Annotated in this window: 13 protein-coding genes; 8 read left to right on the forward strand and 5 right to left on the reverse strand. The window is 67.1% G+C overall.

The window, feature by feature from the left end; all coding sequences use genetic code 11:
- The first annotated feature begins 122 nt into the window (after nt 1–122).
- From ASF32_RS06865 to pufC, 6 genes are all read left to right on the forward strand, one after another.
- The gene (locus ASF32_RS06865) at nt 123–323 is read left to right on the forward strand and encodes a hypothetical protein (RefSeq protein WP_156467717.1); all 201 of its coding nucleotides are present in this window, start codon (nt 123–125) and stop codon (nt 321–323) included.
- Nucleotides 324–493: 170 nt separating this feature from the next.
- Nucleotides 494–721, forward strand: a complete 228-nt coding sequence (gene pufB, locus ASF32_RS06870; RefSeq protein WP_018043292.1) for a light-harvesting antenna LH1, beta subunit — start codon at nt 494–496, stop codon at nt 719–721.
- Between the two features lie 14 nt (nt 722–735).
- Complete coding sequence (pufA, locus tag ASF32_RS06875) at nt 736–924, forward strand: light-harvesting antenna LH1, alpha subunit (RefSeq protein ID WP_018043293.1); 189 nt, start codon at nt 736–738, stop codon at nt 922–924.
- A gap of 267 nt (nt 925–1,191) precedes the next feature.
- A complete protein-coding gene (gene pufL / locus ASF32_RS06880) occupies nt 1,192–2,016 on the forward strand; it encodes a photosynthetic reaction center subunit L (RefSeq protein WP_056250853.1) in 825 nt (274 codons plus the stop codon).
- Between the two features lie 73 nt (nt 2,017–2,089).
- Nucleotides 2,090–3,067: a photosynthetic reaction center subunit M gene (pufM, locus tag ASF32_RS06885; RefSeq protein ID WP_056425355.1), complete on the forward strand. Its 978-nt coding sequence runs from the start codon at nt 2,090–2,092 to the stop codon at nt 3,065–3,067.
- On the forward strand, nt 3,064–4,158 hold the full coding sequence (gene pufC / locus ASF32_RS06890; RefSeq protein WP_056425358.1) for a photosynthetic reaction center cytochrome PufC: 1,095 nt from the start codon (nt 3,064–3,066) through the stop codon (nt 4,156–4,158). The genes pufM and pufC overlap by 4 nt, the downstream gene beginning before the upstream one ends.
- Nucleotides 4,159–5,134: 976 nt before the next feature.
- Here pufC and ASF32_RS06895 read toward each other — a convergent pair.
- On the reverse strand, nt 5,135–7,885 hold the full coding sequence (locus ASF32_RS06895) for an EAL domain-containing protein (RefSeq protein ID WP_244477992.1): 2,751 nt from the start codon (nt 7,883–7,885) through the stop codon (nt 5,135–5,137).
- 271 nt (nt 7,886–8,156) lie between these two features.
- Between ASF32_RS06895 and ASF32_RS06900 the strand changes: the two genes are divergently transcribed.
- Nucleotides 8,157–8,507, forward strand: coding sequence for a hypothetical protein (locus ASF32_RS06900; protein ID WP_056425364.1), 351 nt, complete (start codon nt 8,157–8,159; stop codon nt 8,505–8,507).
- A 30-nt stretch (nt 8,508–8,537) separates the two neighbouring features.
- On the opposite strand, the gene ASF32_RS06905 is transcribed toward ASF32_RS06900, so the two are convergent.
- The gene (locus tag ASF32_RS06905) at nt 8,538–9,536 is read right to left on the reverse strand and encodes a hypothetical protein (protein ID WP_056425367.1); all 999 of its coding nucleotides are present in this window, start codon (nt 9,534–9,536) and stop codon (nt 8,538–8,540) included.
- A 406-nt stretch (nt 9,537–9,942) separates the two neighbouring features.
- Between ASF32_RS06905 and ASF32_RS25895 the strand changes: the two genes are divergently transcribed.
- Nucleotides 9,943–10,104 (forward strand): hypothetical protein, encoded by a 162-nt coding sequence (locus tag ASF32_RS25895; protein WP_200919063.1) that lies wholly within the window; start codon nt 9,943–9,945, stop codon nt 10,102–10,104.
- 90 nt (nt 10,105–10,194) lie between these two features.
- Here the strand turns inward: ASF32_RS25895 and ASF32_RS06910 are convergent, their stop codons facing one another.
- The 3 genes from ASF32_RS06910 to ASF32_RS06920 form a co-directional block, all read right to left on the reverse strand.
- A complete protein-coding gene (locus tag ASF32_RS06910; RefSeq protein ID WP_056425370.1) occupies nt 10,195–11,229 on the reverse strand; it encodes a cytochrome c peroxidase in 1,035 nt (344 codons plus the stop codon).
- 79 nt (nt 11,230–11,308) lie between these two features.
- Nucleotides 11,309–12,508: a Na+/H+ antiporter NhaA gene (gene nhaA / locus ASF32_RS06915; protein ID WP_056425373.1), complete on the reverse strand. Its 1,200-nt coding sequence runs from the start codon at nt 12,506–12,508 to the stop codon at nt 11,309–11,311.
- Nucleotides 12,509–12,615: 107 nt separating this feature from the next.
- The gene (locus ASF32_RS06920; protein WP_056425508.1) at nt 12,616–14,640 is read right to left on the reverse strand and encodes a TonB-dependent receptor; all 2,025 of its coding nucleotides are present in this window, start codon (nt 14,638–14,640) and stop codon (nt 12,616–12,618) included.
- Nucleotides 14,641–14,903: the final 263 nt, after the last annotated feature.

The raw sequence follows: 14,903 nt of genomic DNA on the forward strand, positions 1-14,903 counted from the left end.
CGTCGAGAACCGGCTTCCTCGCGAGGCCGACCGCCGCGGATCGCGGACAGGAGATTTCCGCCATGCAGTCGATGACCATGCCGTCCCGCCAGTCCCTTTCGCGTCCCGCCCCGTCGCGTCCGATGACGCGCCTGCAGCGGCACGCGCTGCAGTTCCGTCTCCTCCTGGTGGCGACCTACCCGTTCTTCCTCGCGGCGGCGGCGCTCCAGCGCCTCGTCCCGGCCCGGGCTCCGGCGGGCCACGGACTCATCACCCGGCGCTCGGTCTTCGGCGAGGCCAAGGCCATGGCCGAGTCGGCGATCCCCTTCGTCTTCATGGGCTGACGCTTTCCGGGGCCGGATCGCCCCGGGCGGATGCCCGCCCGATCCGGAACCCGAACGACCTCCCGTCCGACGAGGGGGGAACGACCGTCGCGAGCGCCGCTGCCGGCCCCCGCGACCTCACCCGCCGCGCGTGGAGCACGCCCGGCCAGACGAAAGCGGAGGCTCACATCATGTCCAGTGGAATCGAAAAAGCGAGCAGCCTGTCCGGGCTGACCGAACCCGAAGCCAAGGAGTTCCACGCGATCTTCCTGACGAGCTTCATCATCTTCACGGCCATCGCCGTGGTCGCGCATATCCTCGTCTGGATGTGGCGCCCGTGGCTGCCCGGCCCCAAGGGCTACGCCGCCCTCGACACCGTCACGAGCGCCGCGCACGGCCTCGTCTCGATGATCTCCTGAGGAGGATCGCACCCATGCACAAGGTCTGGCTTCTCTTCGATCCGCGCCGCACGCTGGTGGCGCTCTTCACCTTCCTGTTCATCCTGGCGCTGCTGATCCACTTCATCCTGCTCAGCACCGACCGGTTCAACTGGCTGGAAGGCCCCAAGGCCCCGCGCGCCGCCAATGCGCAGACGCTGGTCCTGCCGACGATGCCCGCCTGACGGGGCGGGCCGGGATCACCCTCCTCCCCCTCCGGGTCTCGGGCTCGCCCGAGACCCGCATGTCAGGTGCCCATATCGGGCAAGCCCGAGATGGGTGCGGGGAGGAGTTGGAGGTGGGGGTGGCTGGGCGACCTTCCTACTGCGGAGGCTGGCGGCGCCACCCCCACCCCTGGCCCCTCCCCACAAGGGGGAGGGGGACGACGCGCACCCTGACGGATGCGCCCATCCATCAAGAATCGTGACCTGTGAAGCCGGGAGGTATTCGCGATGGCGATGCTGAGTTTCGAACGAAAATATCGCGTCCGCGGCGGCACGTTGCTCGGTGGAGACCTGTTCGATTTCTGGGTCGGGCCGTTCTATGTCGGGTTCTTCGGCGTCACGACCTTGTTCTTCTCGGTGCTCGGCACCGCGCTGATCATCTACGGCGCGGCGCTCGGGCCGACCTGGAACATCTGGCAGATCAACATCGCGCCGCCCGACCTCAAATACGGGCTGGCGCTCGCCCCCCTCAAGGAGGGCGGCCTCTGGCAGATCATCACCTTCTGCGCCATCGGGTCGTTCGTCTCCTGGGCCCTGCGCGAGGTCGAGATCTGCCGCAAGCTCGGCATCGGCTACCACGTGCCCTTCGCCTTCTCGGTGGCGATCTTCGCCTATGTCTCGCTGGTGGTGATCCGGCCGTTCCTGATGGGCGCCTGGGGCCACGGCTTCCCCTACGGCATCCTCTCCCATCTCGATTGGGTTTCGAACACCGGCTACCAGTACCTGCACTTCCACTACAATCCGGCGCACATGCTGGCGGTGTCGTTCTTCTTCACGACGACGTTCGCCCTGTCCCTGCACGGCGCCCTGATCCTCTCCGCCACCAATCCGGGCAAGGGCCAGGTGGTGAAGACCCCCGAGCACGAGGACACCTTCTTCCGCGACACGATCGGCTACTCGATTGGCACGCTCGGCATCCACCGGCTCGGCCTGTTCCTCGCCCTCTCGGCGGGCTTCTGGAGCGCCGTCTGCATCATCATCAGCGGCCCGTTCTGGACCCGTGGCTGGCCGGAATGGTGGGGCTGGTGGCTCAATCTCCCGGTCTGGCGCTGACGAGCGCCGCAGAGTTCACGACGCGAAACCGGTGACCAATCCTGCGAAACCTGCTGAGCGGGGCACGACGACCATGGCCTACTATCAAAACATCTTCACAGAGGTCCAAGTCCGCTCCACCATTCCGGAACTCGGCGTTCCCGTCGATGTCGACCGGCGCTGGGGCACGCCGTTCCACAGCTACCTGTTCGGCCTGTTCGGCAACGCCCAGGTCGGCCCGATCTATATCGGCTATCTCGGCGCCCTCTCGGGCGTGTGCTTCCTCATCGCCTTCGAGATCGTCGGCCTCAACATGTGGGCCTCGGTGAACTGGGACCCGGTCCAGTTCGTGCGCCAGTTGCCCTGGCTCGCCCTGGAGCCGCCGCGACCGCAATACGGGCTCAAGATCCTGCCGCCGCTGCAGGAGGGCGGATGGTGGCTGATCGCCGGCTTCTTCCTCACCGCCTCGATCCTGCTGTGGTGGGTGCGGCTCTATCGCCGCGCCCGGGCGCTGGGACTCGGCACCCACGTGCCCTGGGCCTTCGCCTCCGCGATCTGGCTGTTCCTGGTTCTCGGCTTCATCCGGCCGATCCTGATGGGGTCGTGGAGCGAGGCGGTGCCCTTCGGCATCTTCCCGCATCTCGACTGGACCGCCGCCTTCTCGCTCCGCTACGGCAACCTCTTCTACAACCCGTTCCACATGCTCTCGATCGTCTTCCTCTACGGGTCGACGCTGCTCTTCGCGATGCATGGCGCCACCATCCTGGCGGTGAGCCGCTTCGGCGGCGAGCGCGAGATCGACCAGATCGTCGATCGCGGCACCGCCACCGAGCGCGCCGCCCTGTTCTGGCGCTGGACCATGGGCTTCAACGCCACCATGGAATCGGTCCACCGCTGGGCCTGGTGGTTCGCGGTGCTGACCACCCTCACCGGCGGCATCGGCATCCTGCTCACCGGCACGGTGGTCGACAATTGGTATCTCTGGGCGGTCAAGCACGGCGTCGCCCCGTCCTATCCGCAGGTCTATGCGCCGGTCGTCGATCCCTTGAGCATGCCGGGGGCGGTCCCATGAAGACGTTTTTCACTGTCCTCGCTGGCTCGATCGCCTTCTTCCTCACCATCGCGATGGTCGGTCTGACCGACTGGGACCGGCCGCCCCTCGCGGTTCAGCAGAGCGGCTTTCGCGGCACGGCGATGGACCAGATCCATACCCGTGCCGGGGCGGCCGAGACGAAGGCGGCCAATGTCGCGCCGGCGCCGGCCGACCCGGCCGAGCCCGGCGAGGAACTCGCCGGCGCCACCTACGAGAACGTCCAGGTCCTCAAGAACGTCAGCGTCAACGAGTTCAACCGCCTGATGGTCTCGATGACCGAATGGGTCAGCCCTGAACAGGGCTGCACCTACTGCCACAACACCGAGAACATGGCCGACGACAGCCTCTACCAGAAGAAGGTCGCCCGCCGGATGCTGCAGATGACCCAGCACATCAACGAAAGCTGGAAGGACAACCATGTGGGCGGCACCGGCGTCACCTGCTTCACCTGCCACCGCGGCCAGCCGGTGCCGGCCCATGTCTGGTTCACCGATCCCGGCCCGAACCGCCCCGGCGGCTTCATCGCCCGCAACAACGGGCAGAACCTGGCCAAGGCCTCGGTGGGCCTCGCCTCGCTGCCCTACGACACGCTGACCGAGTACCTCGCCGACAAGACCATCGACAACAACGCCATCCGGGTGAACGCCACCACGGCGCTTCCCACCACCAAGGGCAAGCCGATCCAGGACGCGGAGAAGACCTACGGCCTGATGATCCACATGTCGGAGGGTCTCGGGGTCAACTGCACCTTCTGCCACAACACAAGGGCGATCTCGAACTGGTCGCAGAGCACGCCCCAGCGCACCACCGCCTGGCACGGCATCCGCATGGTGCGGGACATCAACGGCAATTACCTCGAGCCGCTGACCTCGACCTTCCCCACCGCCCGCCTCGGCATGCTCGGCGACGTGCCGAAGGTGAATTGCACCACCTGCCACAACGGCCAGAGCAAGCCCCTCAACGGCGCTCAGGTCATCGGGCCCTATCCCGAACTGGCCAAATCCACCGAGACGGCGAGCGCGGCGGACCCTGCGCCGGCAGACCCGGCGCCGACCCCAGCGCCACAATAGGGATCGGTGCGCATTCTCCTCTCCCCGCATGCGGGGAGAGGGCCGCGACGACCCCGTCGTCGGCGCGGCGAGGCGGCAGCCGAGGGTGAGGGGGCGCGTCCGGAGAAGCCATCCCCGGAGAGACCCCCTCACCCTCGCCCTGCCGGGCTCACGTCGCCTCTCAACAAGGGGAGGACGACGTCCTCTCCCCGCCCGGCGGGGAGAGGGGAACCAGCCTTTTCCGATTGGATAAGTGCCTTATGCCTGCCAGGCCGGAAGGCCGGCGCGCATTCCCCTCTCCCCGCACGCGGGGAGNCCCCTCGCCCTGCCGGGCTCACGTCGCCTCTCAACAAGGGGAGGACGACGTCCTCTCCCCGCCCGGCGGGGAGAGGGGAACCAGCCTTTTCCGATTGGATAAGTGCCTTATGCCTGCCAGGCCGGAAGGCCGGCGCGCATTCCCCTCTCCCCGCACGCGGGGAGAGGGCCGCGACGACCCCRTCGTCGGCGCGGCGAGGCGGCAGCCGAGGGTGAGGGCGCGCGGCCGAAGGCGCCATACCCGGAGATACCCCCTCACCCTCGCCCTGACGGGCTCACGTCGCCTCCCGGCAAGGGGAGGACGACGTCCTCTCCCCGCCCACGGGGAGAGGGGAACCAGCCTTTTCCGATTGGATAAGTGCCTTATGCCTGCCAGGCCGGAAGGCCGGCGCGCATTCCCCTCTCCCCGCACGCGGGGAGGCCTTTTCCGATTGGATAAGTGCCTTATGCCTGCCAGGCCGGAAGGCCGGCGCGCATTCCCCTCTCCCCGCACGCGGGGAGAGGGCCGCGACGACCCCRTCGTCGGCGCGGCGAGGCGGCAGCCGAGGGTGAGGGCGCGCGGCCGAAGGCGCCATACCCGGAGATACCCCCTCACCCTCGCCCTGACGGGCTCACGTCGCCTCCCAACAAGGGGAGGACAAGGTCCGCTCCCCGCCCGGCGGGGAGAGGGGGGCGGTTCTCCTCACGCGACGGCGTGCTGGGTGACTCCGCGCCGTCCCGACCAGCGTTCCAGCACCTCGGGGATGCTCCCGGCACCCTCGGGGCGGCCGATATAATAGCCCTGGCCCTCGTCGCAGCCTTCCTGGCGCAGGCGCTCGAACTGGATCTCGTTCTCGATCCCCTCGCCGGTGGTGCGCATGTGCAGGCTCAATCCGAGGCCGATGACGGCGCGGACGATGAAGGCGGATTCGTCGGCCGCCGTGATGTCCCGGACGAAGGACTGGTCGATCTTGATCTTGTCGAAGGGGAAGCTGCGCAAGTAGCTCAGCGACGAGTAGCCCGTGCCGAAATCGTCCATGGCGATCCGGACGCCGAGGCGTCGCAGGGCGTGCAGGGTGGCGAGGGTGGCGGCATTGTCCTTGAGCAGGACCGATTCCGTGATCTCGAGCTCCAGGCGCGCAGCGGGGAGGCGGCTGAGGCTCAGCGCCTCCTTGACGGAATGGATGATGATGCCGTCCCGGAACTGGGCCACGGAGACGTTGACCGCGACCCGGATGCCGTCGGGCCAGCGCATGGCCTCGGTGCAGGCGGTGCGCAAGGCCCAGGCCCCGAGTTGCACGATGAGGCCGATCTCCTCGGCGACCGTGATGAAATCCCCCGGGGGAACGAGGCCCCGCTCCGAATGATGCCAGCGCATCAGCGCTTCGAACCCGCCGACGCGGCGGCCGCGAAAATCGTAGATCGGCTGGTAGAACATCTCGAACGCGCCCTGGGCCACGGCCTCGCGCAGGTCGAGTTCGAGGGCGCGGCGGGCCTGGAGCCGGATGTCCATCTCCACCTCGAAGAAGCGCCAGGTGCCGCGCCCATCGGCCTTGGCGCGGTAGAGGGCGACGTCGGCATTCTTGAGGAGCTTGTCGCAGCTGGTGCCGTCGCCGGGCGCGAGGCAGATGCCGATGCTGACCCCGACCGCGACCTGCTGGCCGTCGAGCTCGTAGGGATTGCTCACCACGTCCACGATCCGCCGCGCCAGGATGGTGGCTTCCTCCGGGTAGGTCACGCCCGCGAGGATGATGGCGAATTCGTCGCCACCGAGCCGGGCCACGGTATCGACCTCGCGCAGGCAGGCGCTCAACCGGTTGCCCACCGCCTTGAGGAGTTCGTCCCCGACCGGGTGCCCGAGGGTGTCGTTGACCTCCTTGAACCGGTCCAGGTCGAGGCAGAGCACGGCGAACATGCCGCCGCGCCCGAGATGGGCCAGGGCCTCCTCGATCCGCTCGCCGAACATGGCACGGTTGGGCAGGCCGGTGAGGACGTCGTGGCGGGCCATGTAGGCGATGCGGGCATCGGCCTGACGCCGCTCGGTCACGTCCTCGTAGGTGGAGACCATGCCGCCCCCGGCCACGGGCTTGTGGGTGACGGCGAGGACACGTCCGTTGCCCATCTGGCGGAAGCCCGAACCGGCGGCCGAGATCTGCCGTCCCTCGATCTCGAAAACCGTGCCCTCCTCGGCCGAGGCCAGGTAGAGCGAGGCCACGTCCTCGTAGGGCGTGCCGAGCGGCAGGTCTTCCGGCGCGAGGTCGAACAGCTCGCAATAGCGCCGGTTGACGACGGTGAGGTGCCCCTCGGCGTCGAACAGGCACAGGCCCTGGGACATGTTGTCGAGGGCGGTGTCGAGGCGCAGGTTGGTCGATTGGAGATGCGCCTCCTGGACCTTCAGCAGGGTGATGTCGCTGCAGACCGCGATGAAGCCGCCGGTGCGGGTACGGCTGCGGCTGATCCGGAGCCAGCGCCCGTCGAGAAGCTGCGTCTCGCGCGGCGCCGCCCAATCGTCGTCGTCGGAGAGGAGCGTGCGGGCGAGCGCGTTGCCGTCGCGGGCGACCTCGGCGAGCGACGTGTCCCGCGGCAGCGGCTCGTGACAGAATCCGAGGAAATCCTCCGCCTGCCCGTTGATGAGCGCGATCCGCCCGGATTGATCGACCACCACGATGCCTTCGAGGGAGGTCTCGAGGGCGTCGGCGAGATGCGCCTCCGCCGAGATGCGCTGCGCGACCTCCTGCTCCATCGCCCGACGGATGTTGTCGCGCATGACGCCCATGGAGGCGAGGAGGGCGCCGAGTTCGTCCGCGCTGCCGGACGGGATCGTCACGCTGAGGTCGCCGGCCGCGATCCGCGACGCGACCATGGACGCATCCGCCACAGGCCGCATGATGCGCCGCGCCAGCAGGAAGGCGACGAAGGCCGACATGGACAGGGCGAGCAGCGTGCCGAACAGGTTGATCTGCGTCTCGCGGGCGACGATGGCGCGGGCCTGCTGCCGGTAGATGAAACCGTCGCCGGCGGTGTGGTTGATGAAGAGATCGAGATGCTCTTCGGCGGCGGCCGCATGCCGGTCGACGACGTCCCAATCGGCCTCCCTCGTCTCGCGGCCGGCGAGGACGGAGCGGGCGGCGTCCCAATCCTTCACCGAGCGCTCCACGGCTTGCGCCGCCTGGGTCGCGCGGCTCGACTGGGCCCGCTCGACCGCCACGGCGAGATCCTCGGCGAACACGCGGCGGAGGGTCTCGAGCCGGCCTTCGAGCTGCGTCTTCACGGCGGCATCGGCGCTCATCCGCCGACGGGATTCCAGGGAGCGCATATTGGCGAAATCGGCGGCGGCGGCCCGCGCGTAATTGATCGACATGAGGGACTGGTCGAAGGTCCGGCTCACGAGTTCGTCGGCCCGGCGGATCCCCGAGGCCGCCGAGAGGCCGAGAATGCCCGTAATGGCGGTCATGATGAGAAACGCGATCAGAATTCGACCGCGGATAGTGCCGGCAAAAGAGACAGCCGTGGCGACCGGCCTCGGCCAGATCCTCTCGCCCGACTTGGCGGATTTCCCACCGTGAATAGAATTCATTAAGTGTGTCTCATCCGGCCCATCGTAAATTGTTCGCCTGTAATAGTTAAGCTGGGCTTGAAACCTTCATACAGCTTTGCCAATTAACAGCATATTTACTTGCCCCGGTGAAAATGCGAAAGGGCAAAAAATCATACCTACAGGTTGCATGAGACGCATCACTTCATTCAGCGCTGCCTTCGCCTTGGTCGCGACCGGCGTCGCCGCCTTTGCCCTCCATGCCTCGGCGGCCGGACAGGTCTACCGCATCTCGCAGAAGGGGCGGGCGTTCCAGCCGAGTGCGCTGGTCATCAAGAAAGGCGAGACCGTTCAGATCGTCAACGACGACGGCGACCTCCTGCATCACGCCTATATCGACTCCCCGACATTCCGCTACGATTCCGGCGATCAGGAGCCCGGCGGCAAGGCCGAGATCGTCTTCCCCGTGAGCGGGACCTTCGCCGTCCTGTGCGGCATCCACCCCAAGATGAAGCTGGCGGTCCGCGTCGACGGCAACTGACCGCGACGCGTCCCGGATGCCGGCCCGGGCTTACAAAGCCCCGGCCGCCGACAGCGCGGCATGGGCGCCGTAATAGAGCCCGATGAAACTCGCGAGGGCGGCCCCGTATCCGAAGGGCATCGTCGCGAGCTGGCGGACCCGCAGCGGAACCCTGGCGTCGTCGGCGGCGATGGCCACCATCGCCACGATGATCGGGGAATGGCCGATCGCGTCGACCTTACCGAATTCGAAGATCGCCGAGACGAAGGCCGCCGCCAGCACGATCGCCGCGACGCGGCGCACCAGGGGCGTGCAGAGCAGCCCGAAGGCGAGGGCGAATTCCACCGCCCCCGCGGCCTTCATGAAGAAGGCGCCGTCGAAGCCCATGGTCAGTTCCGGGCGCTCGATGAAGAGCGGGTAAGACCATTGCGGATAGGCCCATTTCTCCACCGAGGCCCACATCAGCGTCACCGCCGCCGAGTAGCGGACGATGTCGAGGGGCCGGATCCCGAACAGCTCCCGCCGGAGCCCGGTCAAAGCGAGATAGGCGGCGACGCCGAGGAAGACGGGATAATCCGCGAGGTGGAAGACGCCGTAATTCGCCACCGCGATCCCGAACAGGACGACGATGCCGAGCGCCGACAGCGGCATCGTCTGCCGCCACAGGAACCCCGCCGCGATGGCGAGCTGGAACCAGGGCAGGGCGGTGCTGGTGGTGGTGAGCTCGGGCGTGAGGATGATGCCGCCGAGCGACCAGAGCGACACGAAGAAGCCACCGCAGACCGCCCGGAACATCAGTTCGGTGTTCTCCCGCGCCCAGGCCGTGACCCGGTCGAGGGACCGCATCATCGCCTCGCCGAGGATCGTCCGCTCAAGCAACGCGCCGACGAACAGGGCCAGGAGCGAGACGACGACGAGTTGCTCGAAACTATCGCACAGTACCTCGCCGAGCCCGACGGGCGCGCCAGCGACGTCGAATGCACAGAACCATTTGACATGGGCACTGGCCCCAGTGGCGCTCGTGACGAGGACCAGAAGGGCAGCAGACATTGCACTTGGGCCGGGCAACCGACAACGCGCACTCATGTGGTGAAGCCTTAGCGAAATCTGGAGCGCCGACATTCGGCGGCCTTGAAGTCGTTCTACTTAGATTTTATCGATCGTGGAAGGATTTCGTTAATGATTTTTAAGCATCGTTAACGATCTCCCAGACCGGCTACCCTACCGTGGCACAGACGATCCGCATCCCCGAGCGGTTGTGAAGCGGGGAGGCCAGCCGTGGGCTGCGCCGGTATCGCGAACACACGTGACCAGGCACGAATCAATGGCCACGTCACCCCCGAGCAACAGCGTAGGCGCTCGTCGAGATTGTCGACGGGATATTTCGGCAAAAGCTGGTCTTCATCGAGGGGCGGCGCCTAAGCCCTCTCTCCGTATCAAGCAGAAAGGCTCTCGCGTGATTACAACACTCAGCCTGTCGACCCTGATCGCAGGCGGCAGCTTCGCTTATGCTTCGACGCGCGTGGCGGCGCGGGCCGCAACCTACGAGACCTGGGGCGGATCCCTGATGATCGTGGGCCTGTCGCTCGCCGGCGTCGGGTTGACGCTGTTCCGCTAGAACCTGAGCGGGACGGGACGATAACCTGTCGGCCGAGCCCGCCGCAATTTCCGCGGCGGCCCTCGCGACTGCGAAGCTCGCGTCGAAGTCTTAGTTCGACGCGGCCTTCTGCTTGGGTTCCGTGGCGGTCAGCGTGGCCAGGAAAGCCAGGAGATCGGCCTTCTCGGATTCGGAGAGGTTGAGCGGCCGGATCCTGGGGGAACGGCTCGGGCGTTCGATGCCGCCACGATCGTAGAGATCGATGACCTCGCGCAGGGTCGCCACCGAACCGTCATGCATGTAGGGCCCGCGCTGCGCGACGTCGCGCAGGGTCGGGGTCTTGAAGGCGTATTGCAGGCCCTTCGATTTCGGGAACAGACGTCCCCGGCCGATATCGTCGTCCCGGCCGACGCCGATATCGTGGAACGATCCGTCGGTGAACGCCCAGCCGGAATGGCATTCGTGGCACCCGGCCTTGCCGTTGAACAGCGCGAAGCCCGCCTTTGCGGGGGCTTCCACCGCCGAGGCATCGCCGTCGCGCCAGCGGTCGAACGGCGCGCTTCCCGACACGATGGTGCGCTGGAATGCGGCCAGCGCCCGCTCGATCCCGCCGCGCGTGACCTGACGATCCTCGAACGTCGCGGCGAAGGCCGAGACGTAATCCGGATCGGCCCGCAGGCGGGCGATCAACTCCTCTTCCGAGAGGTTCATCAGATTCGGGCCGGTGATCGGCGTGAAGGCGACGGATTCGAGGTCCGGAAACTTGCCGTCCCAGCCGAGCGGCGCGAGCCAACCGACATTGAGCAGGGTCGGCGTGCGCAGCTTCAGTTCGATCCCGGGCTCGCCGATCGCCCGCATCCGCCCGTCGCCCCAATGGCGCGACGGCTCGTGGCAGGTGGCGCAGGAGATGGTGCGGGATTGCGAAAGAACCGGATCGAAGAACAGCGTCCGGCCGAGCTCGACCTGGGCCGGCGTATCGGGACCGCCCTCGGGCACCGGCAGTTCGGACGGGCGTGCAAAGGCGCCGCGCCACGCTGCCGCGTCGTCACCGTTGCTGTGAGTGGCGAACAGGCTCGCGCCGATCACCGCCGCCACCGAAACCGTCACGGCCACCTTGCTGAAAGCCAAGCCTGCCTTTCGAGTCATCCTGCTCTCCGACTGACCAGTCTAGGCGGTTCCGTTTAAGATTGTGTTGCCAATGCAGAATGAGACCGTGCCCGCGTCCTCACGCCGCGGCGTCGCTCCGGCGGTCGGGGGCGGGCGCGAGGAGAAGAACGACGGCGCCGGCGATCATGCACGTCACGGAGCCGAGCAGCACGCCGATCTTGGTTTCGGTCTCCAGACCGGGATTGTCCGCGAAGGCGAGGAGGCCGATGAACAGGCTCATGGTGAAGCCGACGCCGCAGAGCAGCGACAGGCCGTAGATCTGCCACCAGCCGGCATGGGCCGGGCGCTGGGCGAGGCCGAGTTTCACGGCGGCGAAGACCGCGCCGAACACGCCGATCTGCTTGCCGATGAGGAGGCCAAGGGCCACGCCGAGGGTCACCGGATCGGACAGCATCGCCGGCGACATGCCGCTGAACGAGACGCCCGCATTGGCGAAGCCGAAGACGGGAAGGACGAGATAGGCCGACCAGGGATGGATCGCATGTTCCAGCTTGTGGAGCGGCGAAGCCGGGTCGTCGGGCCTGGCGGGGCTCAGGCGCAGGGGAATGGTCAGAGCGAGGAGCACGCCCGCGATGGTGGCGTGGATGCCCGATTTCAGCACGAGGAACCACAGGACCGCGCCGAGGACGAGGTAGGGCGAGAGGCGGCTCACGCCCGCGCGGTTCAACCCGAACAGGATCGCGACGACGACGCCCGCACCGGCGAGGCTCGGTAGCGACAGGTTGGCGGTGTAGAAGGCGGCGATGATCAGCACCGCGCCGAGATCGTCGATGATGGCCAGCGCCGTGAGGAACACCTTCAGCGAGACGGGAACGCGCGATCCGAGCAGGGCGAGGACGCCGAGCGCGAAGGCGATATCGGTGGCGGTGGGGATCGCCCAACCCCGCAGGGTCTCGGGCGAGGAGCGGTTGACCAGGACGTAGATCAGCGCCGGCGCGACCATCCCGCCCAGAGCCGCGATGCCGGGCAAGACCCGGTCCGGCCAGGTGCGAAGCCGCCCGTCCAGCACCTCGCGCTTGATCTCCAGCCCGACGAGCAGGAAGAACACGGCCATCAGGCCGTCATTGACCCAATGCAGCACGGAGAGGCCGCCGACATAGGCGCCGAGCAGGGCGAAGTAGCTCGACGCGAGTGGGGAATTGGCGACGATCAGGGCGAGCACGGCGCTCGCCATCAGGATCAATCCGCCGCTGGCCTCGCTCCGGAGGGCGTTGCGCAGGGCGGAGAAGGGTCGGCGGGCAGGCGCGGTTTCCAGCATGGAGTACGCCTGCCAGTGGTCGAGCCCGACGGCAAGCCGTCAGAGCATCGGAACGGGCATGCGTTCCCGTCCCGACCGGCAACGCGCGCGGAAAGCAAAGTCGCCGATCAGAGGTCGATCGACATCGACAGCAGGTAGGTGCGCGGCGCCCCCTGGAAGAACGTGCCGAACGACGCCACGCCGGTCCAGTAATTCGTCCCCGTTACGTTCACCACATTGGCGCGGAACGTCGTCCGGCGCCCGTCCAACAGGGTCGCGTAGCGAAGTCCGAGATCGAGACGGGCCCAATCCGGCAGGGCCTGGGCGTTCGCCGTATCGACGAATTGCCGCCCCGTATAGATGACAGCGCCGTTCAGGGTCAGGCCTGGGACCCAGGGCAGATCCCACTCCGCTCCGAGATTGAGTTGCACATCGGGTACGCCGATCGGCCGATTGCCCATATTGGCGGCCAGCGCGGATCGCGTGCGCACGCCGTCGAGCAAGGTGAGGCCGCCGAGGACACGCAGCTCCGGTGCGATCTCGCCATAGACGTTGAACTCCAAGCCGCTCACGGTCTGTTCGCCGGTTTGGGCATAGCGGCTGTCCGGGCTCAGTTCGCCGATGGGCCGCGTGATCTGGAAGGCGCTGAAGGAGGTGCCGATCCGGCCGAAATCCACCTTCACGCCGGCCTCGACCTGTTGCGCGACGTAGGGCGCCAACACCTCCCCGAAGTTGGTCGCGGTGGCCGGAGCGATGTCGCCGCGGCTCAGACCCTCGATATAGTTGCCGTAAAGGGAGATGTTCTCCCAGGGCCGGACGACGAGACCGACGAGGGGACTGGTCGCGCTCTGGTCGTAGGACGAGGCCAGGGTGCCCACGTTCGAGACGTAGTTGCGGGCCTCGATACGCTGCTGACGCACGCCCACCGTGAGGAGAATGCGCTCATCGAGAACGGACATCGTGTCCGCCACTGAAACCCCCGTCAGCGTAGTGTCGGACAGGCGCGGCCGAGACGACGAGATGACCGGAGCGATGTAGGGGGCGAGGACGGGATTGTAGATGTTCGACAGATAGCTGCCGCGCACGGCGGAAAGATCCCGTCCCGTATCCTCGGTGTAGACCGAGGTCTGTACCGCGAAGGCGTGGCGGATGAATCCGGTCTCGAACTTGGCCCGGATGCCCGCGTCATAGGTGAGCCGGTCGACGCCAAGATTGTAGTATTGCGGGGCCGTCGTGGTGTCGCCGAGGACGTTGGTGATGGTCGGTGCGGATGCGAAGTAACGCTCGACACCCGTTTGCGAACCGCCGATGTCGCCGAAGAGGGTGATCTGGTCGCTCAGGTCGTACTCCATGCGCAACAGACCGCCGCGATCGTCCACCTTCGAGTACTCCCAGGGTTGGCTCACGTTCATACGACCGTCGGCGGCCCTCGGTACGGGCACGCCGGCCCTGAGAAGGAAAGGACGCAGGGGTGCGGTGAAGCGATCGTTCTGCGCCAGCAGGTAAAGCCACGCACGGAAGCGGTCCCCCTGGTAATCGAGGGCGAGCGACGCGACCCCCGTCGTCTCGGATTGGCGGTCGATGGGCGTGTCGCCGCCCCGCAGGCTGCCGACGAACCGCGCCCCCCATTCCCGGTTCGCGCCGTACCGCCGCGCCATGTCCAGTTGGCCGCCGCCGCGTGCGATCGAACCGTAATCGAGGGTGACACGCGTCAGATCCTCGCCCGCACGCTTGGGAACCACGTTGATGACGCCCCCGATTCCCCCGTTCGGAGCGATCCCCGAGAGTGCCGCCGAGGGACCCTTCAGGACTTCGATTCGCTCGGCATAGTCAGTGAGGACACGCAGGCTCGGCGCTACGCCGTAGATCCCGTCGAAGGCGATCTCGCCGCTGGTCCCCTCGTTGATGGGGAAGCCGCGGATGGAGAAAGAGTCGAAGGGCGCGCCCGTCGTCTGCGTGGCCCGGACGGAGGGATCGAGGATGAGTGCCTCGGACACGGTGCTCGCCTGCTGGTCCCGGATGAAGCGATCCGTGTAGCTCGTGACGTTGAACGGCGTTTTCGCCGTGTCGACATTGCCGAGCAAACCGATCCGTCCCCCCCGTGCCACCTGGCCCCCGGCATAGGGGGCGGACAAGCGTGAGGCGGCCGACATCGAATCCGCGGCGCTCGCGCGCTGCGCCTCCACCGAAAGTTCATCGAGGAGGACACCTCCCGGCGGCGCCGTCGGCGCTTCGAGTTGGACGAAGCGCGGATTGACGAGCGTGATGGTCGACGTACCGGCCGAGCGATACGTCAAACCGGTGTTCTCCAGCAGCTTGGCCAAGGCCTCGAGGGGCAGGAGATCGCCGGCGACGCCCGCCGTGAAAAGATTTTCGGTCAGTGACGTCCTGTAGGCCAGCTTGAGCTGCACCTGTT

Source organism: Methylobacterium sp. Leaf91, assembly GCF_001422815.1.
In the GTDB taxonomy this organism is placed as follows: Bacteria; Pseudomonadota; Alphaproteobacteria; order Rhizobiales; family Beijerinckiaceae; genus Methylobacterium.

Coding starts and splice junctions, on each gene's coding strand:
- pufL (WP_056250853.1), top strand. CDS start 1,192: ATGGCGATGCTGAGTTTCGAACGAAAATATCGCGTCCGCGGCGGCACG.
- nhaA (WP_056425373.1), bottom strand. CDS start 12,508: ATGCTGGAAACCGCGCCTGCCCGCCGACCCTTCTCCGCCCTGCGCAAC.
- ASF32_RS06865 (WP_156467717.1), top strand. CDS start 123: ATGACGCGCCTGCAGCGGCACGCGCTGCAGTTCCGTCTCCTCCTGGTG.
- ASF32_RS06895 (WP_244477992.1), bottom strand. CDS start 7,885: ATGACCGCCATTACGGGCATTCTCGGCCTCTCGGCGGCCTCGGGGATC.
- pufM (WP_056425355.1), top strand. CDS start 2,090: ATGGCCTACTATCAAAACATCTTCACAGAGGTCCAAGTCCGCTCCACC.
- ASF32_RS06900 (WP_056425364.1), top strand. CDS start 8,157: ATGAGACGCATCACTTCATTCAGCGCTGCCTTCGCCTTGGTCGCGACC.
- ASF32_RS06910 (WP_056425370.1), bottom strand. CDS start 11,229: ATGACTCGAAAGGCAGGCTTGGCTTTCAGCAAGGTGGCCGTGACGGTT.
- ASF32_RS06905 (WP_056425367.1), bottom strand. CDS start 9,536: ATGTCTGCTGCCCTTCTGGTCCTCGTCACGAGCGCCACTGGGGCCAGT.
- pufB (WP_018043292.1), top strand. CDS start 494: ATGTCCAGTGGAATCGAAAAAGCGAGCAGCCTGTCCGGGCTGACCGAA.
- ASF32_RS06920 (WP_056425508.1), bottom strand. CDS start 14,640: ATGTCGGCCGCCTCACGCTTGTCCGCCCCCTATGCCGGGGGCCAGGTG.
- pufA (WP_018043293.1), top strand. CDS start 736: ATGCACAAGGTCTGGCTTCTCTTCGATCCGCGCCGCACGCTGGTGGCG.
- pufC (WP_056425358.1), top strand. CDS start 3,064: ATGAAGACGTTTTTCACTGTCCTCGCTGGCTCGATCGCCTTCTTCCTC.